The sequence below is a fragment of the Acinetobacter sp. TG2027 genome (assembly GCF_000302435.1).
Taxonomy (GTDB): domain Bacteria; phylum Pseudomonadota; class Gammaproteobacteria; order Pseudomonadales; family Moraxellaceae; genus Acinetobacter; species Acinetobacter pittii.
Window position 1 is genome coordinate 40,866 of sequence record NZ_AMJN01000035.1, and the last position, 26,697, is coordinate 67,562.

22 protein-coding genes are annotated in these 26,697 nt (G+C 39.4%); 10 read left to right on the plus strand and 12 right to left on the minus strand.

Going from position 1 to position 26,697, the window contains the following annotated elements; translation table 11 throughout:
- Window positions 1–34: 34 nt before the first annotated feature.
- Window positions 35–1,117 (minus strand): DUF475 domain-containing protein, encoded by a 1,083-nt coding sequence (locus B806_RS0107750; protein WP_017387546.1) that lies wholly within the window; start codon window positions 1,115–1,117, stop codon window positions 35–37.
- Between the two features lie 262 nt (window positions 1,118–1,379).
- Between B806_RS0107750 and tenA the strand changes: the two genes are divergently transcribed.
- The 3 genes from tenA (at window position 1,380) to B806_RS0107765 (ending at window position 3,402) form a co-directional block, all read left to right on the plus strand.
- Window positions 1,380–2,054 carry a thiaminase II gene (gene tenA / locus B806_RS0107755; protein ID WP_017387547.1) on the plus strand — a complete coding sequence of 225 codons (675 nt, stop codon included), beginning with the start codon at window positions 1,380–1,382 and terminating at the stop codon, window positions 2,052–2,054.
- A 66-nt stretch (window positions 2,055–2,120) separates the two neighbouring features.
- A complete protein-coding gene (locus tag B806_RS0107760; protein ID WP_005066882.1) occupies window positions 2,121–2,492 on the plus strand; it encodes a MerR family transcriptional regulator in 372 nt (123 codons plus the stop codon).
- Between the two features lie 103 nt (window positions 2,493–2,595).
- The gene (locus tag B806_RS0107765; RefSeq protein WP_017387548.1) at window positions 2,596–3,402 is read left to right on the plus strand and encodes an SDR family oxidoreductase; all 807 of its coding nucleotides are present in this window, start codon (window positions 2,596–2,598) and stop codon (window positions 3,400–3,402) included.
- A 42-nt stretch (window positions 3,403–3,444) separates the two neighbouring features.
- Here B806_RS0107765 and B806_RS0107770 read toward each other — a convergent pair whose 3' ends face one another.
- The 4 genes from B806_RS0107770 to B806_RS0107785 form a co-directional block, all read right to left on the minus strand.
- Entirely contained in the window at window positions 3,445–3,786 is a 342-nt protein-coding gene (locus B806_RS0107770; protein ID WP_017387549.1) for a GlpM family protein, read from the minus strand.
- Window positions 3,787–3,838: 52 nt separating this feature from the next.
- Window positions 3,839–4,192: a DUF1304 domain-containing protein gene (locus B806_RS0107775; RefSeq protein ID WP_005066877.1), complete on the minus strand. Its 354-nt coding sequence runs from the start codon at window positions 4,190–4,192 to the stop codon at window positions 3,839–3,841.
- Between the two features lie 65 nt (window positions 4,193–4,257).
- Window positions 4,258–5,235 carry a zinc-binding dehydrogenase gene (locus B806_RS0107780; RefSeq protein ID WP_017387550.1) on the minus strand — a complete coding sequence of 326 codons (978 nt, stop codon included), beginning with the start codon at window positions 5,233–5,235 and terminating at the stop codon, window positions 4,258–4,260.
- Window positions 5,236–5,238: 3 nt separating this feature from the next.
- A complete protein-coding gene (locus B806_RS0107785; protein ID WP_017387551.1) occupies window positions 5,239–5,841 on the minus strand; it encodes a TetR/AcrR family transcriptional regulator in 603 nt (200 codons plus the stop codon).
- Window positions 5,842–6,137: 296 nt separating this feature from the next.
- Between B806_RS0107785 and uvrA the strand changes: the two genes are divergently transcribed.
- Window positions 6,138–8,972 (plus strand): excinuclease ABC subunit UvrA, encoded by a 2,835-nt coding sequence (gene uvrA, locus B806_RS0107790; protein WP_017387552.1) that lies wholly within the window; start codon window positions 6,138–6,140, stop codon window positions 8,970–8,972.
- A gap of 31 nt (window positions 8,973–9,003) precedes the next feature.
- Here uvrA and B806_RS0107795 read toward each other — a convergent pair whose 3' ends face one another.
- Complete coding sequence (locus B806_RS0107795) at window positions 9,004–10,713, minus strand: GGDEF domain-containing protein (protein WP_017387553.1); 1,710 nt, start codon at window positions 10,711–10,713, stop codon at window positions 9,004–9,006.
- A 1,010-nt stretch (window positions 10,714–11,723) separates the two neighbouring features.
- Here B806_RS0107795 and omp33-36 point away from each other — a divergent pair.
- Window positions 11,724–12,626, plus strand: coding sequence for a porin Omp33-36 (gene omp33-36 / locus B806_RS0107800; RefSeq protein WP_002122006.1), 903 nt, complete (start codon window positions 11,724–11,726; stop codon window positions 12,624–12,626).
- Between the two features lie 59 nt (window positions 12,627–12,685).
- Here the strand turns inward: omp33-36 and betT are convergent, their stop codons facing one another.
- From betT to B806_RS0107820, 4 genes are all read right to left on the minus strand, one after another.
- Window positions 12,686–14,653, minus strand: coding sequence for a choline BCCT transporter BetT (gene betT / locus B806_RS0107805; RefSeq protein ID WP_017387554.1), 1,968 nt, complete (start codon window positions 14,651–14,653; stop codon window positions 12,686–12,688).
- 166 nt (window positions 14,654–14,819) lie between these two features.
- Entirely contained in the window at window positions 14,820–15,512 is a 693-nt protein-coding gene (locus B806_RS0107810) for an ion channel (RefSeq protein ID WP_002121893.1), read from the minus strand.
- A gap of 172 nt (window positions 15,513–15,684) precedes the next feature.
- Window positions 15,685–17,400: a cation acetate symporter gene (locus tag B806_RS0107815; RefSeq protein ID WP_005078627.1), complete on the minus strand. Its 1,716-nt coding sequence runs from the start codon at window positions 17,398–17,400 to the stop codon at window positions 15,685–15,687.
- A gap of 1 nt (window position 17,401) precedes the next feature.
- Window positions 17,402–17,734 (minus strand): DUF485 domain-containing protein, encoded by a 333-nt coding sequence (locus B806_RS0107820; protein ID WP_000372818.1) that lies wholly within the window; start codon window positions 17,732–17,734, stop codon window positions 17,402–17,404.
- Between the two features lie 181 nt (window positions 17,735–17,915).
- Between B806_RS0107820 and B806_RS0107825 the strand changes: the two genes are divergently transcribed.
- Both B806_RS0107825 and B806_RS0107830 read left to right on the plus strand, forming a co-directional pair.
- On the plus strand, window positions 17,916–21,413 hold the full coding sequence (locus tag B806_RS0107825) for a PAS domain-containing hybrid sensor histidine kinase/response regulator (RefSeq protein WP_005066852.1): 3,498 nt from the start codon (window positions 17,916–17,918) through the stop codon (window positions 21,411–21,413).
- A 389-nt stretch (window positions 21,414–21,802) separates the two neighbouring features.
- Window positions 21,803–22,570: a hypothetical protein gene (locus B806_RS0107830; RefSeq protein WP_017387555.1), complete on the plus strand. Its 768-nt coding sequence runs from the start codon at window positions 21,803–21,805 to the stop codon at window positions 22,568–22,570.
- Window positions 22,571–22,613: 43 nt separating this feature from the next.
- Here B806_RS0107830 and B806_RS0107835 read toward each other — a convergent pair whose 3' ends face one another.
- Entirely contained in the window at window positions 22,614–23,264 is a 651-nt protein-coding gene (locus tag B806_RS0107835; RefSeq protein WP_002122041.1) for a response regulator transcription factor, read from the minus strand.
- 376 nt (window positions 23,265–23,640) lie between these two features.
- On the opposite strand from B806_RS0107835, the gene msuE reads away from it, so the two are divergent.
- Together msuE and sfnG are read left to right on the plus strand one after the other, a co-directional pair.
- Window positions 23,641–24,378, plus strand: coding sequence for an FMN reductase (gene msuE, locus B806_RS0107840; RefSeq protein ID WP_005066848.1), 738 nt, complete (start codon window positions 23,641–23,643; stop codon window positions 24,376–24,378).
- Window positions 24,379–24,422: 44 nt separating this feature from the next.
- Entirely contained in the window at window positions 24,423–25,535 is a 1,113-nt protein-coding gene (gene sfnG / locus B806_RS0107845) for a dimethylsulfone monooxygenase SfnG (protein ID WP_017387556.1), read from the plus strand.
- Window positions 25,536–25,631: 96 nt separating this feature from the next.
- On the opposite strand, the gene B806_RS0107850 is transcribed toward sfnG, so the two are convergent.
- On the minus strand, window positions 25,632–26,045 hold the full coding sequence (locus tag B806_RS0107850) for a winged helix-turn-helix transcriptional regulator (protein ID WP_014207916.1): 414 nt from the start codon (window positions 26,043–26,045) through the stop codon (window positions 25,632–25,634).
- A 105-nt stretch (window positions 26,046–26,150) separates the two neighbouring features.
- Here B806_RS0107850 and B806_RS0107855 point away from each other — a divergent pair, with 105 nt between their 5' ends.
- A complete protein-coding gene (locus B806_RS0107855; protein WP_017402839.1) occupies window positions 26,151–26,693 on the plus strand; it encodes a cysteine hydrolase family protein in 543 nt (180 codons plus the stop codon).
- Window positions 26,694–26,697 lie beyond the last annotated feature (4 nt).

The window sequence follows — 26,697 nt, forward strand, 5'->3', positions numbered from 1 at the left end:
CTCTTTATTCTATCGAACTTTACTGAAAATTAGCTTAAGGCGATTGTTGCTCACGCTTTGAATATTGAATTGAAGCAATAACCGCCCAAACAATAAACGCTACACCAATTAAACCAGTAACAACTTCTGGTACATGTACGCCTGTACCACTTGCAATCATAATGAATGCCAAGGCACCAATCGCATAATGCGCACCATGTTCTAAGAACACATAGGCATCTAGTGTGCCTTTTTCAACAAGGTAAACTGTCATTGAACGGACAAAAATAGCGCCGATCGCAAGGCCCAGCATAATCACGACAACATCGCTAGTAATTGCAAAAGCACCAATCACGCCATCAAAACTGAATGATGCATCTAATACTTCAAGATATAAGAAACCACCTATACCCGCTTTAACTACGCCAGAAGCCGCGCCCGATCCATCTTTCATAATAGCATTGCCATCTTCGTCAATTTCAGGCTCACCACCTAACATATGACTTAATACTTCAACGCCAATATAAACCACAATGCCCCAAATACCAGCCATAGTCACCACAAGGCGCTGCGACTCATCAACATTTGCTGCCATAATTAACATCGCAATTAGAGCAATAAAGACAGACATTGCCGGTACGCTTGCCAAACTTGCAAGTTTAGATTCAAGCCATCTAAACCAATGCGTTTCTTTTTCGTCATCAAAGAAGAAGTTTAAGAAAACCAATAATAGGAATGTTCCACCAAAAGCCGAAATTTCAGCGTGATGTGCCATTAAACGTTCAGAGTAGGTTTTCGGATCATTAAGTGCCATTTTGGCTACTTCAATAACACCCATATCAGCAGTCACTGCAACAATCACGACTGGGAAAATCAGACGCATACCAAAAACGGCGATTAAAATACCTACCGTTAAAAAGATCATTTTCCAGAACGGGTCCCAATTACGTAGAACCGATGCATTCACGACCGCATTGTCAAAAGATAAAGAAACTTCCATCACAGCTAAAATCGCGGTAATGGTTAAAGCTTTAAGCATGGTTGACACGCCCGCTTCAGGTCCATGGGTAAAACCCCAGTAAGCGGATAGTGCTAAACACACCACCGTAAAAAATATCGAAAATCGGAAATGCTTCATGGATCAGACCTATACCAAGAATAAATTTAATCTTTCTTAAAAACCGTCGCTATTATATCGATAATTAACCACAAAACGATGTTGTTTTGTGCCGTTATTCCCGTTACTTTATCTCTCTGTTTAATAAAGAAATTTATAATATTTAATTAACTCATTAATCGCATTAAATATTTTCTTTCGATATATCTATCATTATTATTTTTGTATTTTAAAATTGATTTAAAATCTGGTTCAGCTGTCTTAATTTAAATGGAATGTTTTTATGCTTTTTTCTCAAGAACTTTGGCAACGCAATTTAAATTTATATCAAAAAATTCTCGACCTGCCTTTTAATCAGGAACTTGCTAACGGTACTTTAGATAAAGAAGCTTTTTGTCATTATGTTATTCAAGATGCTCAATATTTAGTGGCCTATGGTCGTGTGCTTGCTGTTGCAGCAGCAAAGGCCTTTGAGGCTGACGATATTATGCAATTTTCAGATGCAGCTAAAATTGCGATTGTGGTTGAACGCAGCTTGCATGATGACTTCATGAAAAACTTTGGAGTAACCAAAGAAGAATTTAAAAATACACCATTAACTTTGGCAGGCCACCACTACACTTCATTTTTAACAGCAACTGCTTGGTCTGAGAGCTACCCTGTTGTACTTGCTGCACTTTTACCTTGCTTCTGGATTTATGCCGAAGTTGGTAAAGATATTGTAAATAAATCAATTCCGGATAACCCTTACCAAGCATGGATTGATACCTATGCAGGTGAAGAGTTCCATACCGCCGTTCGTAATGTGATTGCGACAGTGGATAAAGTTGCCGCACGTTGTGATGCAGATACTTTAGAAAAAATGCATGCTGCGTACACGATGGGTGCAAAACTTGAATGGTTATTTTGGGACAGTGCCTACCACCAAAGACAATGGTTAGGTTTAGATCACATTTAAAACTTCAAAAGAATCGGTCAGTGCACTTAATAGCCTGATCGATTTTCAATAAAATGCGAGACAGATATGTATATCGGCGAATTAGCGGCTTTGACTGGAGCCACTCCTAAGGCCATTCGGCATTATGAGAAATTAGGCTTACTACCAGTCGCAAAAAGAAAAGGCAATTATCGTATTTATGAAGAGATTGATGTTCAATCGGTTAAGATGATTCGCCTTGCACAAGCTGTTGGATTCAGCCTTTCCGAGCTTTATGACCTGTCGGCTTTAAAATATAAAAATAATCGTTTTCCTGTAGAAATTGCACAGCAGCTTATTCAGAAAAAGAACCAACAAATTATTGAGCAGAAAGAAGCTTTAAGCCGTTTGCAAGAAGATTTAAAAGAACTGGAAGATGAGATTATTCAGACTTATATTATCAATGAGATTTTTGCTTAAAACAGTTTATTAAAATCCAAAAATAGCTTTCAAAATGAGTGCTTGACTCTGCCCTTAGGGACAAGGTTTATGGTAATAGCTTCTTTTATTACGGATAAATAAAATGAGCACTCACCTTTCTACATTTAAAAATTCAACAGCATTAATTACAGGCGCATCTTCAGGAATAGGCAAAGCCTATGCTCAAGAACTTGCGTCTTTAGGAATTCATCTCATTTTAACGGCACGCTCCGAACAGAAGCTGAATGATTTAGCCGATGAACTTAAAAAAAAATATAACGTGAATGTTGAGGTGATCGTCTTAGATTTAGCTCAACCCCATTCAGCTCAAAACTTATTTGATGAAGTGCAAGCTAGAAAATTATCGGTAGAGATTTTAATTAATAACGCAGGATTTGGTAAATGGACTAAATTTCTAGATCAATCTGTATCTATTTATCAAGAAATGATTACGCTAAATATCAGCAGTGTAACGTCTTTATGTTATTTATTTTTGCCCCACATGCTTGCGAACAAAAAAGGCATCATGATTAATATATCATCTACAGGTGCGTTTCAACCTCTGCCTTATATTGCTGTGTATGGGGCAACTAAATCTTATGTATTGCAATTTACTGAGGCTCTTGCAGGAGAATACGGCTCTTCAGGAGTTAAATTTCTGACGGTTTGTCCAGGCAATACCGAAACCAATTTTACTCAGGTCGCAAATGCCGATACGAGTGGTATGAAAAGCTCTACAGTTGAGGACGTTGTGTCTGCAACGGTTAAAGCATTAGATAAGAATAAAGCAACAGTTGTGGTGGGATGTAGCAACTATTTGACGTCTCAATTGCCCCGAATTCTTTCTCGCCAAAAGATGATTAATTTAGTTGAAGGTATGCTCAAAACCCGTGTTGTTGAGCATTCATAAAAATAGTTCAATTTAAAAGATTAAGGGATTTCTCTTAATCTTTTAATGTTGAAATAGCTGCCAGCCATAAATTAAACCTGCCGCAGCTACGACCCAACATAGAGTTGCTAATCCTAGACAAGACCACATCGACATTCGTGTTGCCAGCACATAAACAACAACTAAATAAATGGCATAAGGAATAAGTGACCATAGACCAAACAGAGCCGTTTTTTGTAATGCTTCGACTCCTTTTTGCTGAAAAACAATCACATGAGCAATTAAAGCAAAGGTAGGAAAAAGTGGGACTAAACCTGCAATGTAAAAGGCCTTACTTTTCGATAAAATCGAAATAATGAGGACAACCCCAGCCCCTAACATACACTTTAAAAATAACGCCCACATGCGCTGATCCTATCTGGTCATTTCCATTTCAAAACGCTGTATTTTGCGCTTTTTAAAGAAAATTAACAGCGACCAAAGCAATTAAAGCAGGAACTGCTTGAATATAAATAATCTTTTTGCTGGCAGTCAGACCGCCATAAATACCTGCAATCAGTACACAACCTAAAAAGAAATTAGCAATTGATGTTGCAAATGGTGCATCAACTAATAAGGACCAGAATAAACCTGCCGCTAAAAAGCCATTATAAAGACCTTGGTTCTGTGCCATGACTTTGGTGAGTTTTGCTTTTTCGGCATTATTTCCAAAGGCTTTCATGCCATAGGGTTTGTCCCACAAAAACATTTCTAACACTAAAATATAGACATGTAATATTGCGATAAGTGCAATTAAAATTTGTCCAATCATACGATTTTCCTTTTTATTTTAAAGATATGAAAAAAGATCAGTCTCTCGACTGATCTTTTAGTGTTTTACGGTTTTAACAACACTTTGCCTTGGCGAGCACCTTGTGTTGCTCTTTGAGCAGCTGTTTTAATCTCATCAAAACTAAACACACCTTCTACAGGAAGGATTAATTTTTTCTGAGTTGCTAACGTTAATAACTCAACAATCAGTTCTTTTTTACGTTCTGCCGGCATTTCTTTGTTGACCACACTTGCCCAAAAACCTTTTACTGTCGCTTGTTTGAAAATTAAATCGCCCGATGAAATCTGCATGGTTTCGCCAGTCATACTACCGAACGAAACGAGCAAGCTATTTTCACTGAGTAAATTCAGCATTTCACCACTTGCGGTTCCTCCAATCGAGTCCACACCAGCAATAAGAGGTTGGTCGCCATGAATCTGTTTAACTTGCTCTTTCCAGTTAGGCTGATCAGTCGCAACAACATGCTGAATACCTAATGCTTGCATCTCTGCAATCGCATCAGTACGACGGACCAGATTAATGACAGGTAAGCCACGTGCCTGAGCAATCATTGCAACCGTTTTACCGACTGCACCATTTGCCGTGTTTTGAATGAGCCATTGACCCGGTTGAACATTTACAAAGTCGAGTAGCATGAGAGCACTAATTGGCATACCAATCAGCTGCGCTGCTGTCTCATCATCAATTTCATCATTGAGCGGAATAAGCCCTTGTGCTGGTGCAATAAAGTATTCAGCCCAACTGCCATGCACAGCTGCAACTGCAATACGTTGCCCGACTTGTACATGAGTAACGCCTTCGCCCAACGAATCAACAATACCAACTGCTTCACTACCACCAATTGCAGGTAAGGTCGGCTTGTAACCATAGCTTCCACGTACTGTCCATACATCGTGGTTATGGATCGGAGACATGATGGTTTTAATACGTACTTCGCCTGCTTTCGGTTCCGGCTTTGGCATATCCGCCTGCTCTAAAACGTCTACAGGTTCGCCAAAATTACGATGGATAATACTTCGCATGCTTTATTCCTCTATCGGTTTTAAGAGTTGTTGGGTGGTTTCTAAAGCTAGATGTAGATGTGCTTTGTCTTGCGACAATTTTGTGAGTAAAGCAGCACCTAACCATAACTGATACATGACTTGCGCAGTTTTTAAAGGTTCAACGTGTTTTGGAATTGATCCTTCTTGTTGCCCTTCTTTGAGTAGTAGAGCCAAACGCTGCGTTAGTTTGTGCACACCGTCATTGAGAATTTGACGCATATCTTCCGACAAGTCAGAAACCTCGGCTGCCAGTTTCACAATCAGGCAGTTCTCAGCCCAGCTACCGTTTACCGGATCATCAATCCATGCCTGCCATAGAGCCATTAAACGGGCATGAGCACTTTGCTCGCTATGTTGCCAAAGTTGTTCCATCCGCACTTTATAGTCAGCCATATATTGCTCTAACAGCGCACAGCCGAACGCCTCTTTCGAAGCAAAGTAGTGATAGAACGAACCTTTGGGTACGTCACAAGCTTTTAAGATCTCTTGCAAACCAACACCGACAAAACCTTTACGTAGTACCAGCTCAAAGCTTGTATCTAAAATGTGTTGTCGCGTGGTTTCACTTTTATTTAAACGTTTCATGCCAACATCATAAACAACTATTAGACCAGTCGTCTAGTAAAGTTATGTTGCTGGTTTAATTTTGTCTAGAGTAGAAATCTGAAGTAAGGAATGTTAAAAATACAACCTGCTTATTTAAACAAATTTTGTCGATTGTCGTTTAACCGTCACAATTTGTCGCTTTAAATCATTTTGTACCACTTGAACAATTTTAAATCGTTATCATATATAGGGTCTGTTGTTTATAACCAGTCACACCTCTCTGCGACTGAGCAATCAGCACCTAAATTTTCATCAATATATAATTGAGATGTTTTATGAGCCAAAGTCATATCCGTATTCGAGGCGCACGTACCCATAATTTAAAAAATGTGTCTCTCGATATTCCACGCGACAAATTTGTGGTAATTACGGGGTTATCAGGTTCAGGAAAATCTTCTCTTGCCTTCGATACCCTGTACGCCGAAGGACAACGCCGTTACGTCGAATCACTTTCAGCGTATGCCCGTCAGTTTTTATCGCAAATGGAAAAGCCTGAAGTCGACTCGATTGAAGGTTTATCACCAGCGATTGCCATTGAGCAAAAATCTACCAGTCATAACCCACGTTCAACGGTTGGTACGATTACCGAAATTTATGACTATTTGCGTTTGCTTTATGCACGTGTCGGTACACCATATTGCCCAGAACATGATTTGCCGATGGTCGCGCAAACTGTTTCTGAAATGGTCGATGCGGTAAAAACGCTTGAAGAAGGCACAGCACTCATGTTGCTTGCCCCTGTCGTTCGTGAGCGTAAAGGTGAGTACAGTAACCTGTTCGAACAACTACAAGGCCAAGGTTTTGTTCGTGCCCGTGTGGATGGTGAAATCATTGATATTGATACACCTCCAGAACTCGACAAAAAGAAAAAACATACCATTGAAGTCGTTGTTGACCGCTTCAAAGTACGTGAAGACTTAGGTAACCGTATTGCAGAATCATTTGAAACTGCACTACGTTTAGGTGGCGATATTGCAGTTTTATCATGGATGAATGGTGAACATCCTGATCGCGTTTTTTCTGCAAAGCACTCTTGTCCCGAATGTGATCGCGCTGTCGCAGAGCTTGAGCCACGTTTGTTTTCATTTAACAACCCTTTCGGTGCCTGCCCTGTTTGTGATGGTTTAGGTACCCGTAGTCATTTTAGCTCTGAAAAGCTGATTCCAAATCCTGACCTTGCGATTAGTGAAGGTGCTATCCGTGGTTGGGATCGTCAGCGTCCATATTATTATTCGATGCTGCAAAAAGTTGCCGATCATTTTGGTTTAAAACTTGATACACCTTGGAATCAGCTAGATAAAGATACACAAAAGAAATTCTTACAAGGTACAGGTAAAGAAAAAGTCGATTTAAGCTATATCGACGAACGTGGCCGTAAACATACTCGCGTGCAACCATTTGAAGGAATTTTGCCGCACCTTGAACGTCGTTACCGTGAAACTGAAAGTAACTATGTACGAGATGATTTAGCTCAATATCTCTCTAATGCAGCGTGTGATGCATGTGATGGTTCACGTCTCAATGAAATTTCACGTCATGTTCGTGTGAAAGACAAAACCATTGCTGACATTACCCGCATGTCGATTGGTGATGCTGAAAGCTACTATCAAGGCTTAAACCTTGAAGGTGCTAAAGGCGAAATCGCAGATAAAATCTTTAAAGAGATTCGAGAGCGTTTACATTTCTTGGTGAGTGTTGGACTGAATTATTTAAGTCTGGCTCGCTCTGCAGAAACCTTATCTGGTGGTGAAGCGCAGCGTATCCGTCTAGCTTCGCAGATTGGTGCAGGTTTAATGGGCGTCATGTATGTGCTCGATGAACCTTCAATTGGTCTACATCAACGCGATAATGATCGTTTATTGCAAACGCTCATTCGCTTACGTGATTTAGGTAACACGGTATTAGTCGTTGAACACGATGAAGATGCAATCCGTGCTGCTGACCATATTATTGATATCGGTCCAGGTGCCGGTGTACACGGCGGTGTGATTATTGCTGAAGGTACTTATGATGAGTTGGCTAAACATGCCGACTCACTTACAGGACAGTATCTTTCTGGCAAACTCAAAATTGAAGTGCCAAAAAAGCGTACTGAATCACCACGTCCAGATGAAGTCATCAAACTTTCAGGTGCAGCAGGTCATAATTTAAAAAATGTCGATTTAACGATTCCGCTCGGCATTATGACTTGTGTGACTGGCGTTTCAGGTTCAGGTAAGTCAACGCTGATTAACCGTACTTTGCTTCCATTAGCAGCAACCCAACTCAATGGCGCAACAACTTTAACCGCTGAAAAGTTTGACTCGATTGATGGACTTCAACATCTAGATAAAGTTGTTGATATTGACCAAAGCCCGATTGGCCGTACACCGCGTTCTAACCCAGCGACTTATACAGGGTTATTTACGCCAATCCGTGAGTTATTTGCTCAAACCCCAGAGGCAAAAGCACGTGGTTATAGTGCTGGTCGTTTCTCGTTTAACGTAAAAGGCGGACGCTGCGAAGCGTGTGAAGGCGACGGTATGATCAAAGTCGCAATGCACTTCCTACCAGATATGTATGTGCCTTGCGATGCATGTCATGGCAAACGTTATAACCGTGAAACGCTTGAAGTCGGCTATAAAGGCAAAAACATTTCTGATGTTCTAGAAATGACTGTCGAAGATGCTGCTGAATTCTTTAGTGCCATTCCAGTCATCCACCGCCGCTTAGAAACCTTAACTCAGGTGGGCTTAGGCTATATTCGTTTAGGTCAAGCAGCTACGACCTTATCGGGTGGTGAAGCGCAACGTGTAAAACTTGCACGTGAGCTAGCAAAACGAGATACGGGTAAAACTTTATATATCTTGGATGAACCAACAACAGGTCTACATTTCCATGATATTGCCAAGTTACTCGATATTTTGCATGAGCTACGTAACAAGGGTAATACCATTGTGGTAATTGAACATAACCTTGATGTGATTAAAACAGCGGACTGGGTTGTCGACTTAGGTCCAGAAGGTGGTTCGGGCGGTGGTATGATCATTGCCGAAGGTACACCTGAACAAGTGGCAGAAGTTGAGATTTCCCATACAGGTCGCTTCTTAAAACCGATGTTGAAGCAATAAAATAAAAAGCCGGAAATTATTTCCGGCTTTTTTATCCCTCAACTGCATTTCGTCCTCGGGCTTTTGCTCTTAATAGCGAACGGTCAGCTTTCTCTAAAAGCTCTATCCAACTCGCCGCGCCTATGGAAAAACCAATACTGACAGAGACATGCAATTTTTCATCTGAACCAGATAAACAAATTTCTTCTAAAGAAATCGCAATCCGAATTTTTTCTGCTAAAAGACGAGCATCTATAAATTGCACCTGCTCTAGCAATATTAAAAACTCATCTCCGCCATAACGAACAATTAAATCCGAACTACGAATATTTTGCTTTAATTGCTCGGCAATACTGACAATGACGCGATCACCTACAATATGCCCATATTGGTCGTTCACCTGTTTAAAACGATCAATATCAATAATCATTAAACAGGTTTGCGTAAATTTTTGAGGGTAACTTTCAACAATTTTTAAATATTCAGATAAAGCTAAACGGTTAGACACACCAGTGAGCGGATCAGTATTGGCAATATTCTTTAATTGAAATTCAAAAGCATCTCGTTGTTGTAACATTCGTTGTAATCGATCAATCGCTTCAAACAAAGAAAAAAATTCACCTTTTGCGGTGACATTCATCTCATCTTTACAATGATCAGAACTATGCGATAAATCTAAAATTAAAGTCCTCGCTTTAATTAAAGGAGAAAATACTCTTCTTTGCGCATATATCAGGGTAAGTAATGCTGTGGCTAAAGAAATTAGCGAAATAAATAAAGTTAAAAAGAAACCATTTCGAGCAATTGCATTTTCTTGAGTGGCAATGACTACACTCTCATCAAGAATATAACTTTGCAAATCAACCACCGTAGTAAATTTACCTACAATTGCTTCGGTTAACTGTGTACCACTGAAAAAATATGGTTCACCCTTTTGGCTTTCTTCTAATAGCTTTTCTACAATCGGAATACCCTGATCTATAAACTCTGTTTTCACTCGGGAATATAACCGACGGTATTCTGGAGTTTTTGCTTGTTCAGGCTGTAAGGTATCGACCAAAATCCATAAATATCTAGCTTGGTGTTGAGTTTGTAATGAACGAGCACGATTATTACTTGGAATCTCTTCATTAAAACTGACGGGAGCAATAATGTTAGAGGCCATACGCCCAGCCTGATCACGCATATCAGTTAGAACGATAATAAGCGTAAAGTAATTAGAAATACGGCTGTCTTTACTTTTTAACTGCAACATTAGTTTTTGTAGTATTTCTCTACAGTTATCCCATGCGCCAAACATTCCTAAAATGGCATTATCCAGTTGAACAGAAGTTCTGGCTGCATATGGAGTTTCACCATAATAATCAACGACACGTCGGGCTTGTCTAAGATTTTCTTTGAAATTGGTTTGGAGCTCATTTGCTAAGGAAACATAACCAGCTTGTTTTAAAATTAAAATGCTTGTATCAATTTGCGCATCAACGATTAAACGAAATTTTTTTAATTCTTGCTGATTTTTTACCAAATCATGAGGACCACTCGACATCATTTTATTAGCAGGAGCACGTTCCTTAGAAACTTTATAGGCAATATCGGCTACTGCTCTTAAACTTTTTATTTCAGCTAGGGCTTGTCTAGTTTTTATATAATCCTGATAGCTTCCCACAATAAGAGGTACTGCCATGAATAATAAGGATAAAATAATAACCAGCATAAAAAAGAACAGTCGATTACTAATATGCTCTGAACGTAATCCTGACATTTCTAGCTGGTACTCCGTAAATGTCCTGCCATTTTTAATACGATATAAATTAGGCTTAAATCCATCCTAGCATTTTAATAACTAAAATTTCATCATTAACCCCTTCATTTCTTTTTTAATAATTATACGATCCCTAAATTTTGTCAGCTTAAATAACAAAATGAATCGAAAAATTGAATGCTTTTTATAAAAAAACTCTATTTTACAGATTAAAGATTTTTAATCATGATAGTAAAAACAGTATTTACTTGTCCTCTTGGATGCCTCTCCCAGCATCCACTGCCCAGCTTTAAGCTGGGCTCTTTTTGGCCTCTCATTTTTTCAATAAAATTCACATAACTCTTATTTTAATTTTTAGATTTTCTTACAGATAAAAAAAAGCTCAACCTTGGGGAAAGCTGAGCTCGTAAAATCTGATGTGTTCTACACATCGTATCTGGGCAAGCACTTTAAATCCTAAAAAACGTTAGGCAGTGAACTTTGCAATCGAATTATGTGATTTACCTCTACCTTTGTAAAGTTGATTAAATTAATCAGGATTAAAATTTTAATCGTTTTTTCAACTTAAAATAGAGATTTCTTTTATTTTATTCACTTATATAATAATTAAGAATAGTTAAATTTTTTAGTTAAACTAATCCAAATATTGTTAACTATTCCTCAAAATAAAACGAATTTGATAATAAAATGGCGGTTTTTTATTCACATTGTAAACACAGCTATATTTTTGTTAATGTTAAAACCGATTAATGCAATCTATTTTTCCAATCACAATTGTAATATCTTTTTAACATTTACTTCTTAATTCTTAATGAAATATAATTATTAGCTTATTGTAAATGTTCATTTTTTTATCAGGTTGACAAACCACTTTTCATTTGATTAGTTTTTCACCAATTTTAACATAAGTGTCAAATATCTTTAACATTACCTTTTCTAGATTATTGACTTCATAAATTGTTACAATACAATGGCCCCAGCTTTATCTCTTGTTAATGCTGGAAATGATTATGAAAAAACTTGGTTTAGCCACTGCTGTATTATTAGCCATGACCGGTGCTCATGCTTATCAATTTGAAGTTCAAGGTCAATCTGAATATGTTGACACAACTGCAAACGATAAAAACTTCACTGGTGACGTTGCTGGTACATTCTATTTAAAAAATGTTGATACCGCTAAGGGTCCTTTAGCTGAAGCAGCTTTCTTGAACCAAGCTTCTAGCGTATCTTTAGGTTATAGCTACCAACAATATGACCAAAACAACGGTTTGAACTACCACGTTGGTACATACGGCGTTAAAGGTGAGGCTTACGTTCCTACTCCTTACCTTCCTGTATACGCTAGCGCAACTTATAACCACACTGATGTTGATGGTAAAAACGCTATCTCTCGTGATGACAACGGTGACCGTTATGCATTAGAAGTTGGTGCTATGTTGTTACCTAACTTCTTGATGACTGTTGGTTATACAAGCGTTGCAAACCAATTCGCTTTAGATAACTTCGGTATCATCAGCAACGGTATCTACACTGCTGCGAACCAAACTGCTGCGATTCAAGACGACCAAGATGCTGTTACAGCTCGTGCTAAATATGTAGGTCCAATCGATGGAACTAACATGGCAATTGGTTTTGAAGCTGCTGGTGCTTTCGGTCAAGAAAACCAATACGGTTTGAAAACTGACCTTTACTTAACTCCTAAGTTAAGCGTTGGCGCTTCTTTCGTTGGTAACGATGGTTCAGCTGACATCAAAGGCAATGACCTTGGTGAATTCCGTCAAGCTTGGGGTGGTAACGTAAACTACTTCATTACTCCAGCTGTAGCAGTTGGTGCATCGTACATGAAAGCTGACGTTAAAAAGTCTAGCTACGATACACAAACTATCGGCTTAAATGCTAAATTCCGTTTCTAATTTAATTTAGAAATCGAATTAAAAAAGGACTCAATTGAGTCCTTTTTTTACAGCTAAATTTAGCTTCGTACAATATTTAAGAAATATAAATGACGTTCATATTGATCGATAATGTCTTGGATCAAATCTTCTTGAGTCCAATCCATTACATCATAGTTCTGTCCACCTTCTCTTAAAAACACTTCAGCTTGGAAATATTGCCCATCTTCGGCTTCAGTACGTCCAATTAAAAAACTCGGTGGCACTGTTTCACGTGAAACAACTTTATAAATAAAATTAATTTCATTGTGATGATCGACTCGAAGCTGCATCCCATCCTCAAGTTGAGTAATTGAAACTTCTAAATGACGGCGTCTAAATTCATGTTTGATATTTTCAAACGCACGAGCTACTTGTTTTTCGATATATTCCCTTACCTCTTCTTCACTATGAGGATAGTGCATAATTAAACCTAGCCGCTGTTGCCAGCTTCTTGGATTATGAATGGCACGTGGGGTAATTCGAGCTTCCTGAATTGCTTGCATTTTCGTGACATCAAGATGCAATGCTTTTATTAACCCCCAACTCATGAACAGCATAACCACAGTAAACGGCAATGCACTCATAATGATTGAAGACTGAAGCGCAGCCAAACCGCCGACTAATAATAAAATAATGGCGAGTACAGCCATCAGTACTGTCCAGAACAAACGTTGCCAAGTCGGTGAGTTGTCAGTTTTTGACGTTAAGTAGTCTGTTACCAATGCTCCAGAGTCAGCAGAGGTCACAAAGAAAAGAATAACCAGCACAGTGGCTAAAACATTCATAACCCCTGACAACGGCAAGTGTCCTAAAAACTCAAATAGAGCTACAGATGAGTCTTGCTGAACAGCCTGAATAAGAGTGTTTTGATGCTCATGAATAATGCTAAATAACGCAGCGTTTCCTAAAAAACCCATCCAGATAATGGTAAAGCCTGTCGGGATGAGGAGAACCCCTACAATAAATTCTCGAATACTGCGTCCACGTGAAACCCTTGCAATAAACATACCTACAAATGGTGACCAAGAAATCCACCAAGCCCAGTACAAAATTGTCCAACCACCAATCCATCCATTGGGTTGGTAAGCATAGAGGTTAAACGTCATTGTAAATAAATTAGAAAAATACTGACCTGTGTTTTGAATTGTCGTTTGAAGCAAATAAATGCTTGGTCCACAAATGAAAACAAAGGTTAATAAAATAACGGCTAAAACTAGATTCAATTCGGATAGGCGTTTTACCCCTTTATCAAGGCCTAAAAAGACCGATAAAGAAGCCAAAATACTCACCACGACAATTAAAATAATCTGTATATAAGTGCTTTGCTCTATACCTAAAAGATAATGCAAGCCAGAGTTAATCTGGGTAACGCCAAACCCTAGAGAAGTTGCTACACCAAATACCGTACCGATGGTCGCGAATATATCGATGCTGTCGCCCCAAGGCCCATAAATCTTTTTACCAATGAGAGGATAAAGGGCTGAACGGGTCTTTAAGGGTAAATTATGTCGATAAGCAAAATAAGCTAAAGATAGTCCCACTAATGCATAAATTGCCCAAGCATGTAAGCCCCAGTGGAAGAAGGTCACCCTTAATGCTTGCTGTGCTGCCTCAATAGTCTGAGCATCTCCACTTGGTGGATTAACATAATGCATGACAGGTTCGGCAACCCCGAAGAACATGAGACCGATACCCATCCCTGCTGTAAACAGCATGGCAAACCAAGACCCATTATTGTATTCAGGCTGACTATGGTCAGGTCCTAATTTAATTCGACCTATTGATGAACAGGCGATATAAATCAATAAAATAAGAAAGAAGGCTACAGATAAAACATAAAACCAGCTAAATGAATCGGTGATCCATTGTTTTAATTGCTGCGTTAGAAGTTCAAAAGAACTCGGGGCGATCACAACAACTGCCAAGAACAAAGCAATAATAATGACCGTACCAAAAAATACGTTAGGATTAACGTTTGCGAACCAACCTGGTTGTTTGGAAGGCATAACTCCTCCATGTTATTTTAATGAAAAGTGATAGGCATAAAGCCAATAAAGACATTCACAGAATGAACAAAGTTAAATCTTTCAATAGAGAAAGCCGATAATACTTTAAATAAACTTAAATAATATTGCAGTTACAAAGGTGTAAAAAATTAAAACACCTTCTCCTTTATTTGTCAGAATCCTTCTTTGTGGGATGGGCAATGTACTGTAGAGCAATTAAGCGTGTGACAATCAAAGCGAGATACATCACGCCACAAAACATTTGTAACATGGCCAAAACACGTGCTGGTGGACTAAGCGGCATTAAATCAGATAAGCCTGTTGCTGACTGTAAGCTAAAGCTTAGGAACAGTAGATCTAACCAAGTCTGGAAATGATGAGCATTGTTTGGATTTTGGAAGCTCGCAGGAATCAATAACTGACAAATGTTGTAGAGGAATGCAAAGCCCCAAGCAAGCAAAGTAAAAACTGCAGCAGCTGCAAATAATTCATCTCTTGTTAAGTATCGATCAGCAAACATATAACGAAATAAACCGTAAGCAGCCGAAAAGTAAGCTAGCGCTTCACAACTATGAGCAAATATCTGGATCGTTAAATTGCTATAGCCCAATAAAATAAAGACTGAGGATATAATCGCTCCACTGACAAAAGTTAATCCCAGAAAAGTAAACATTGGGGTTTGGCGAATCACTTTGGCAATAATAAGTAAGGCAAGCACTCCTAAAGCCCACGTTAGGGTCCGGTAAAATACATCGTGAAAAGTCAGCATGGCCAAAATGAGTAAGATAAATTGCACAAGCAGCAACCATGCAGAAGGTAGCAGTCGAAAGCTCGCCCAGAAGTCCATGATAGATCGCATTTAATTATTTTCCTTTTTCATTATGTTTTGAATTATAAGAAATCATACTGTACAAAAAATAGGACAAACAAGTTGTTCTTTATTAAAGAGCTTCTTTCACTTTAATGTATGAGATCAACAAAAAAAGCCCCGCAGGGCTTTTAATGAGATAGATATTTAATCCATTTTGATTTTAGTGATCTGATGCACCAGAAGCACCGATACCTGTCATTGAACGAACGTATTGGGCATCGAATGCAGCACGCTCTTTTTTAGCACGTGCAGAGTTGTCAGTCACCGAGAAGAACCAACAGCAAAGGAATGACAATGGCATCGCAAATAATGCAGGACCATTGAATGGGTTAACTGGTGTATCAGAGATTTTTAAAGTATCTACCCAAACCGCTTTAGACAGAACAATAAGGACTACAGCTGTTACAAGACCAACCACACCACCGATAACTGCACCACGAGTGGTTAAACCTTTCCAGAACATTGAAAGAACAAGAATCGGGAAGTTTGCACAACATGCCACAGAGAATGCTAAGCCCACCATGAATGCTACGTTTTGTTTTTCAAACAAGATACCCAAAATCATGGCAAAGATTGCTAAACCAAGTGTCGCAATTTTTGACATACGAAGTTCTGAAGCTGGAGTCGTTTGACCTTTCTTGAATACGTTAGCGTATAAGTCATGTGAGATTGCAGATGCACCTGAAAGTGTTAAACCAGCAACAACAGCAAGAATCGTTGCGAACGCTACTGCTGAAATGAAGCCCATGAATAAGTCACCGCCTAAAGCGTCACTTAAATGCACGGCTGCCATGTTGTTACCACCAACAAGTTCAAGCTTGCCTGATACTGCCATTTTTGCAACATCAAGGAATTGAGGGTTGTTTGATACGAAAAGGATCGCACCGAAACCAATAATGAAAGTTAAAAGATAGAAGTAACCAATGAAACCTGTCGCAACCACAACCGATTTACGCGCTTCTTTTGCATCTTTTACAGTGAAGAAACGCATAAGAATATGTGGAAGACCTGCTGTACCAAACATGAGTGCCAAGCCAAGAGATAATGCATCAATCGGGTTTGCGGCAAGTTTACCCGGACCCATAATTTTTGCAGCTTCTTCAAAGCTTACACTGTGGACTTTACTGAATACTTCAATTGATTGAGTGAACATGTTGCTGAAGCTAAAACCAACCGCTTTCATCACCATGAATGCCATGAAAGTCGCACCACTGAGTAACATCACCGCTTTAATGATCTGTACCCATGTAGTTGCCAACATGCCACCAAAAATTACGTATGCCATCATTAATAGACCAACGATGACAACAGCGATGTTATAGTTCAAACCAAATAGTAATTTGATGAGCTGGCCCGCGCCTACCATTTGAGCGATCAAGTAGAATGCCACAACCACAAGCGAGCTTAAGGCAGCTAAGGTACGGACTGGTTTTTCTTCAAGACGGAATGACACTACATCTGAAAGGTTGTATTTACCAAGGTTACGTAAACGCTCTGCAACCAAGAATAAAACGATTGGCCAACCTACCATAAACCCAAGAGAATAAAGTAAGCCATCAAAACCCGAACTAAACACCATCGCGGAAATACCAAGGAAAGATGCTGCTGACATATAGTCACCGGCAATTGCCAATCCGTTTTGGAAACCGCTGATTCCGCCCCCTGCGGTATAGAAATCTTGTGCTGATTGAGTTTGTTTCGCAGCCCACTTAGTAATAAACAAAGTGAAACCAACAAAGATGACAAACATGATGATAGCGTGCCAGTTAGTGGCTTGTTGCTCTGCTTCACCTAAGTCCGGGCTTGCCATAGCAACAGTTGAATATAGCGATGCTGCTGCCAATAAGGCTTTCGCTTTTAATGAATTCCATTTCATATTAGTGTAATCCTTTCTCATGCGTGATGGCTTCAACTTCCTTCAACGCTTCTTCACTCAACTGGTCAAGGGTATTGTTTGCGATATAGGAATACACGCCACACAGTAGGAAAGATAAAACAATAATTCCTAAGCCTAGTGGAATACCCCATGTCGTTACACCACCACTAAATGAACTCATTAAAAATTCTTTGTTGTAGCCAACAAGTAGCATAAAGCCCACATAAAGCACTAACATAATGATTGTGAGCGTCCAGCTTAATGCACTTTTTTTCTTGACCATCTTTTGAAACTTTGGATTGCGTAGAATCTGTTCTACTTGGCTCTGATCCATAACCAAACTCCTTGCCTGTGCCCAACCTTGGTCACTTTTTTAATAGTAGTTTCTCATTATTCAAATTAGCAAAATTACGTGTAATTCGTAACTTAGACTTTGGTCGTTAAAATTTAATCAATTTATAGCTTTGTTCCTGCTTGGGGTATGATAGGCACAAGGTTTTAATCATGTAGGTCATATGAACAGCTGGCTGATTATTGGGGTACTCACTCTCTATATAGCACTCTTATTTATTTGTGCTTTTTTTGGCGAGAAGCATGCTAGTCGCCTGAGTACACGTGGCCGGATGTTCTTGTTTAGTTTGACCTTAGGTGTTTACTGTTCATCTTGGACATTTTATGGTGCAACCGGAGCTGCCGTCCGAGAAGGCGTCATTTTCTTACCTATTTATTTAGGTCCACTCCTATTTGTCTGGTTTGGTTATGACATCTGGCGACGTTTAGGTCGAGTACGTCAGCACCACGCAATTTCTTCAATTGCCGACTTTGTTGCTGCACGTTATGGAAAAAGCGGCGTATTGGCATCGCTGGTTACGATCTTGGCAGTTATTGCGATTATTCCCTACCTGGCCCTACAGTTACGTGCAATTGCCTTAAGTACATCAGTCATATTGGAGCAAAATGCTCATATTCATACGACTACCAATAGCGTTTTGCTTTTAACTAGTGTCCTTGCGATCTTGGCCATGATTTTTGGTACGAGGCAGATCGCGAATACCGAACAGCATGGCGGCCTCATGTTAGCCGTTGCATTTGAATCTTTTGTAAAATTATTCGCCCTAATCTGTGTCGCTTTATTTTTTATTTTTGAAGCACCCGCAAACTTAGTACAAGTCTCAGCAGACGTAAATCAAACCTTTCAAGAAGTTCAGTTATTTGGGGTGCCTGAAACGTTCTGGATTCAGACTTTATTGGCAGGTCTCGCAATTATCTGTTTACCCCGCCAGTTTCATGTGGCTGTTGTCGAATTACGCGATGAAAAGCACATTCGCGGTGCACGTAAATGGTTTGCGGCTTATCTCATTTTAACAATTTTAGCTATTATCCCAATTGCAAGCTGGGCCTTGCATGCAGCGCCAAAATTCCTAACCGTGCCTGATGTGGCAGTACTCTCATTACCATTGAGTTATAACCAAGAATGGTTAGCCCTACTGGCCTTTTTAGGTGGGTTCTCTGCATCAACAGGCATGTTACTGGTGTCATCTGTTGCTCTGTCTATCATGCTCAGTAATGACTTGATTATGCCCGCACTCTGGCGTTTTAAGCTGCTATCACGTCACGATAAACATTTACCTAAAGTTCTTAAATTCAGCCGTCGTATTAGTATTGTCGCGGTGATGCTACTTGGCTTTTTATTCTTCCATTTCTTTAATGATATTAACCAGCTTTCAGTATTTGGTTTATTGGCATTTAGTGCCGTTGCCCAGTTTGCACCTGCGCTTATTGGAGGCTTGTATTGGCGAGGTGGAAGCCGCCAAGGTGTCTATGCAGGTCTTATTGTTGGATTTTTGATGTGGAGTTACACATTACTATTTCCAACGATTTTACGTAGCTTGCCAGAGGCCTATCAGGAAACAGCCCAAAGTATTTTGCTTTTTGGCCCTTTTGGAATTAACGCCTTACGACCAGAGTCACTTTTTGGTTTTGAATCATTTGCACCTTTAACTCACGGCGTTATTTGGTCGCTTGGTTTAAATATTGTTTTATATATTTGGATTTCTAAACTTTACCGCCCAAGTGTGGCAGAACAAATTCAGGCAGAAAGCTTTTTCTACTATGAAACTAAGCCCCTGCCATCACCGCACACTTCTACCGACTTAACTTATTTACCCCACGATGCTGCACGTTTAAAAGTAGGTGATCTGTTCGCCCTTGCTAAAAGAATTACGGGTGAGCAACCCACAACCCAAGCGTTCGAGAACTTTTGTGAACAAAATCATCTCACGCTCAACCCCAATAGTATCGCCAATGGCATGTGGTGGCGATTCACCGAACAATATTTAGCTGGCATTATCGGCGCAGCCTCTGCCCGTACTTTGCTCACTACAGCAATGATTAATAATGGTTTGGCATTAGGCCAAGTCGCCAATATTTTAGACCAAGCCTCACAATGGCAACGTTTCAATCAAAACTTGCTGATGACCATGATTGACCACATGACCCAAGGGGTAAGTGTGGTCGATAAAAACATGTGTTTAGTCGCGTGGAACAACCAATATTTAAAACTGTTTGGCTACCCTAAAGATTTAGTTTATGTGGGTTGTCCAATTGCCGATCTGATTCGTTATAACGCTGAACGCGGCGAATGTGGCCCAGGTTCAGTCGAAGAACATGTTCGCAAACGTTTGCACTGGATGAAAGTCGGAAGTGCGCATGAATTTGAACGAATCCGTAAAGACGGACGTGTTATTCAAATGCGTGGTAATCCTATTTCAGGTGGTGGCTTTGTAACTACCTTCGCCGACATTACGGCTTTCCGTGCGAATGAGGCAATACTTGAGGCCCGCGTAAAAGACAGAACCCAACAACTTGCTGATGCCTTAACCGAGCAACAACTTGCGCGTGAACAAGCGGATATGGCCAATATGTCAAAAAGCCGATTTATTGCAGCGGCAAGTCATGACTTATTACAACCTATGCATGCGGCTCGTCTGTTTAGTACGGTTCTTGAACAAAGCATTGCGACCGAAGAAGACCGTCAAACTTTGCAACAACTTGACCGTGCTCTATATGGTGCAGAAAGCATGCTCTCTGCTCTACTCGATATTGCGCGTTTGGAAGGCGGCACCATACAACCAAAAAGACAGCCTTATCCTCTGCACGATTTATTAAGCGACCTCGAACTACAGTTTAAATCGATTGCTGCTCAGCGAAATATTTCACTCAAAGTCCACGATGTATCATTCTGGATTGACACAGATCCACAGTGGATTCGACGCATTATTCAAAACTTTGTCAGTAATGCTTTACGCTATACCGCTAAAGGCCGAGTAATTGTTGGTGTATTACGTTCGGCTCAAAAACCTGGACACATTCGAATTGGAGTCTGGGATACAGGTCCCGGAATTGCTGAAGAACAACGTATTAAACTATTTCAAGAATTCGAACGCTGTGGGCATTTATCACCTTGGGGTGAGCAAGGTCTCGGTTTAGGTCTCGCGATTGTGCAGCGTATGACTGGTTTGTTGAATTATCCAGTCCATGTCTATTCGCAACTCGATAAAGGCTCCTGCTTTATGATTGAGGTTCCGGTGGTAGAAGCTCCAAAAGTGATAACCCCAACCGTACAGGCAGTACCTTTAAAAACCAAAGCCTATCGGATTTTATGTTTAGACAATGATGAAACCATTCTTGAGGGTATGAGCAGCTTATTAGGTCGATGGGGTTATGAGGTTTTTAAAGCCACTGAACCTGAACAAGCACTTGAAATTATTCAAAAAGAGAATATTCAAGTCTGGCTTATCGATCAGCATTTAAATAACAACCAACTCGGTGTCGATTTTATTTTGCAAAATCGTCAACATGATGTTCCTGTTGCTTTAATTACTGCTGACTCTCATCCTGAGTTACCTCAACAATTGAAAGAACTGAATATTGTTTTACTCAAAAAACCGCTTAAGCCAGCCTCTCTAAGAGCATGGTTATCGGGACTTAAAATTGCCAGTGAGGTAGATTAAATATTTTCTCTCCCAAACCTTTTAATAAGTTTGGGAGAGATTTTTGGCAAAAATTATTGGACTAATTTAAGCCAATAGGCAGAACTGGTCAAAAAGTCTACTTTTGTTGATTAAATAATTGGCCAAACTTTCCAATAGTCCTTTTTCTATGGCAAAGCTCACCTTTTTTGTAAGTGAACACTTGTACACTTAGTTACAATTTCATAAATTACTGTTTTTTAAAATTATAATTAGCCAAAAATAACCATATAAGACTTTAGTCGTATTCTACTTGCATTCTTCCTGACACATAAATATTCAAAACCTATTTCTTAAATGTACAGTCATTTTTATAACCCATTTCCATATTAAGCACCCCTGCTCACGAATTAATGCAAAGGACAATTGCCATGAATATTTCTGATAACAGCCCACAAGGCCAACTTTCGTCTCAACAGTTTTATCGTCAATACAGTGCCAATGCTTTACTTCCTGAATTAGATTGGCAAAGTATTTTTCCTCACAGCAAGCTCAATGAAGCAAACATTAAAGCGTTAAATACAATTTATCAGTGCGCCGTCCCCCTCGCACTTAATGTATTTCATGATCTAAATTTTGATGTATTTGCACCTGCGGCTTATCATCCGCAAGGTTTAGGTTTATTTGATAAATTGGCACAACAAGAAGAAAATTTCTTAAAAGTTCTTAGCGCTGAAAGTGAAAATCTTGACCATGACACACGTCATCAAATCTGGAGCATGCTACTCCGTGGCGGTGCTGTACTCGTTTTCAAAGCTTGGCTTGGTCATGTCAAACTCGGCGAGAATCAGTTAGATATGACTCAGTTTGATGAATTATCGGATTTACTCTTTATTAAAACGCATCCAGATCAACTTGCTGAACGACTCCATGTTGATGAAAAAGCAAAACTCGACCATATCTTCTTAATGTATGGCAATGACATTTTCCTTGATCGCTTCAACAGTCTAGAAACAGCTGCTTTGTTTGTTGATTTAGGCGTTTATGATGCAGCCTTCTTAAGCCTACGCGATGACCGCGTAGCTGAATATTTAAAAATGAAAGGTTATGTAACTCAAGATCAAATTGATGATTTGCAATGTGCACTCAATCCTTTGTACTGCGACAGCCTAACACCAAAGCAAGATTGCCTTGCTTAAGTGGCACACATAAAAAAGACCTCAATCGAGGTCTTTTTTCTTTTTAGATTTTCTTATCTTCAATATTTAATGCGCTAATGGCCAATACGGCTTGTGTACGGTTTTGTACACCTAATTTTCTAAAGATAGCCGTTACGTGAGCTTTAATCGTTGCTTCTGAAACATCAAGCTCATATGCGATTTGTTTATTTAACAAACCTTCCGCAACCATCATCAACACACGGAATTGCTGAGGTGTTAATGATTGAATACGTTCAGCTAAAGCAGTTTCATCTGCTGCTCTCGGGTCAAGGTTAAGATTAGATGGCAAGTTAGGTGGCAACCAGATATCACCCTCTAAGACTTGACGAATCGCTTCGCCAATATGACTTGGATGAGCCGACTTAGGAATATAACCCATCGCACCATGAGCGATTGCACGCTGAATGATTGAAGTTTCTTCATGTGCAGAAACAACAATAATCGGAATAGATGGATACTGTGCTCTTACATAAACCAGAGCCGAAAAGCCTGAAGCACCCGGTAAATTTAAATCGAGTAATACTAGATCAGGTTCTGCCCCATTTTCCAAACGCTCATAAAACTCATCAACCGAGGCTGTTTCATGAATTTGTGCCTGTGGCAGGCTATAACGTACTGCTTGAATTAAAGCATGACGAAACAAAGGATGATCATCAACGATTAAAATATTCATAAGCGATTAAAGTAATCTTGAGCATAAGTATGGCCTATTGTAACCCTACTATTTAGATGAAAGATACGTTCATCTTATCCATTTTTATGCAAAATGTTGATAAATGCAGAACTTAGCCAAGATTTTGAGATGTTTTTTAACTTTTAATCAAAATTAATCTGTTTTTTATATAAGCTTCCTTTTTATTATAAAAAATATATCACCTATAATTATATAAAATAAAAACAGCAACTTAATAGAAAAACAAAGTATAAAAATCCACTATTTATCTTTTATATTTAAAACTGATAAGGTTGACCAATTTCGTTATTTTACAGTTTACCGTCGTTGTTGATTAATAAGTCCAATCTCTTGTTTTAGGCTTAGGAACCAAATTATGACTGGTATCACATCACCAAAACCTTTAAATATCGTTGCTGTTTCTGGTGGCTTAAATACCCCATCTAAAACGGAAAGTCTGGTTCAAGCCATTCTTGATGAATTATCAGAAGCAATCGATATTAAAGTTCACTTCATTAAATTAAGCGAAATCGGACCTTTATTAGGCGGCGCATTTTATCGCAACCAACTTCCACAGCGCGTACAAGATGACCTTGCAGCAGTTGAAGCAGCAGATGCTTTAATTGTAGGTACACCCGTTTACCGCGCTTCTTTTACAGGTCTTTTCAAACATTTCTTCGATTTTGTTGAACAGACTGCTTTAGTCGATGTGCCTGTACTTTTAGCAGCATCGGGCGGTAGTGATCGTCATGCACTGGTACTTGAACATCAACTTCGTCCATTGTTCAGTTTCTTCCAAGCACAAACTTTACCAATTGGCGTGTATGCGACAGATCGTGACTTTACTCCGGAATATACGGTGAAAAGCGAGCAATTATCAGATCGTATTACGTTAGCAGTAGCACGCGCATTACCAATTTTAGAATGGGCGCCAGCGAAAGGTAAACGCGCTGAAGTGGTTAAATCTAAATCACAGCAAGCAAATCAAGAGCTTGGTATTAACAAGCAAATTGAACAAGAAGAAGTATTACCTTCAGCGGCTGTACCAGACCTTGATGCGGCAGAATCTCGTTTGCATCACAAGTCTGGCAAATCATTAACGCATGTTGCTTAAGCGCAATATCGCTAAATAAAAAGAACGAATGGGGAGAGCGAACCATGACGCAATTACAACAACCAATTAAATTTGCTTATTGGGTACCAAACGTAAGCGGTGGCCTTGTAGTGAGTAACATCGAACAGCGTACAGACTGGAGTTATGACTACAATGTTCGACTTGCACAGGCTGCCGAAAACAATGGTTTTGAATATGCGCTCACCCAAATTCGTTTTACGGCTGGGTACGGGGCAGAAAACCAACATGAATCGGTAAGTTTCAGTCATGCATTACTAGCAAAAACTGAGAAACTTAAAGTCATTGCGGCTATTCTGCCTGGCCCTTGGAAACCGGCACTTGCCGCTAAACAACTTGCAACGATTGATTATTTAACTCAAGGCCGTATTGCGATAAACGTAGTGAGTGGTTGGTTCAGAGGCGAGTTTGATGCCATTGGTGAAGAGTGGCCTGAGCATGATGAACGTTATGTTCGCTCCGAAGAATTTATTCGCACGCTAAAAGGAATCTGGACCACCGACAACTATAGTTTCGATGGTAAATATTACCAATTTCAGAATTACACACTTAAACCAAAACCTCTGCAAAAGCCTTATATCGAAGTTTTCCAAGGCGGTAGCTCACGTGCTGCTCGTGACATGGCTTCTCGCGTGTCTGACTGGTATTTCACCAACGGCAATACTGTGGAAGAAATTCAAAAACAAGTCGAAGATATTCGTACTAAAGCAAAAGCCAATAATCACCATGTCAAAATTGGGGTAAATGCTTTCATTATTGCCCGAGATACCGAAGAAGAAGCAAAAGCGGTACTTCAAGAAATTATTGATAAAGCCAACACTGAAGCCGTAAATGCATTTGGAGATGCTACACGTGAAGCAGGTGCTGCTTCACCAGAGCAACAAGGTAACTGGGCAAAATCAAGTTTTGAAGACTTAGTGCAATACAACGATGGCTTTAAAACCAATTTAATTGGTACGCCGCAGCAAATTGCAGAGCGTATTGTGGCACTCAAAAATGTAGGTGTTGATTTGATTCTTTCCGGATTTTTACACTTTATTGAAGAAGTGGAATATTTCGGAGAAAAAGTTCTGCCGCTCGTTCGTCAGTTAGAACTTCAACAGGAAAAGGAGGTAGAAATTCAAGCTAAATCAGCCTAAACACCCCACAGTTAAAACAGCGCAAGATAATAAAAACAATAAATTAAAAATAAAGAATTTATTGGCTCCAAGACTCGGCTTGGAGCCTTTATTTTTTTAAGATTTCTCGACTTCTCGAATCACAGTTTCAACTGAGTAACGGCACCATTTTGAAAGTTTTTCGATAAATTCATTTAAGGCAGCTGGTTCAAAATGGCTGACAATCATATAGCAAGCATTGCCCATGACTTTAAAGCATTCATCGATTTGTTCGTATTGCTTCACTAAATTTTCAATTTCTTCAAATGCGCGTTGTTCATTTAAATGCAAGTGAATAAATTGTTTATGTGAATATTGAACAGCAATGGTGTAGTTTTTGATAACACCTGCATCCATTAACTGAGCAATTCGAGCACCCACCGCCTGTCCTGTTCGATGGACGCGCTGCCCAATATCTTTATTTGTCAGACGAGAATCTTGTTTGAGTAATGCAATAATTTTTAGATCAATCGGGTCTAATTCAATATTCATTTTTCATGGTGAAAGAAAACTGGCGGTAATGCTTTCATCTGACTATAGCCGATTTTTCAAGCAGAGAATAATCTTGTTTTATCTCATATCAACAAGAGTGACCTCATGAAACAAGCTCTATTAGTTATCGATGTACAAAATGATTATTTTAAAAATGGCAAAATGGAATTGGTTGGGCCAGATCAAGCGCTAGAAAAAATAAAGCAGCTTGAACAATATTTTAACGAGAAAAACTTACCGATTATTTATGTACAGCATATTAACCCGCCACAAGCGAGTTTCTTCCAAGAAAATACAGATGGGGTTTTACTTCATCCTGAACTCAGTGCTGGCAGTGATTCATTAATCGTAACAAAGCATTATCCAAACAGTTTTTTAGAAACCAATTTAAATGAGCTTTTAAAAACACATCAAATTGAACAACTCGTGATTACAGGCATGATGACGCATATGTGTATTGATTCAGGGACTCGTGCAGCCAAAGAACTTGGCTATCAACCCATCTTAATTGCAGATGCAACCGCAACTCGCGATTTAAGCCATGACGGAAAAATTGTAAAAGCTGAAGACGTACAAACTGCTTTTTTAACTGCGCTAAGTATGTTTGCAAATGTACAAAATACTGCTGACTTTTTAGCAAGCTCTTAGTAGA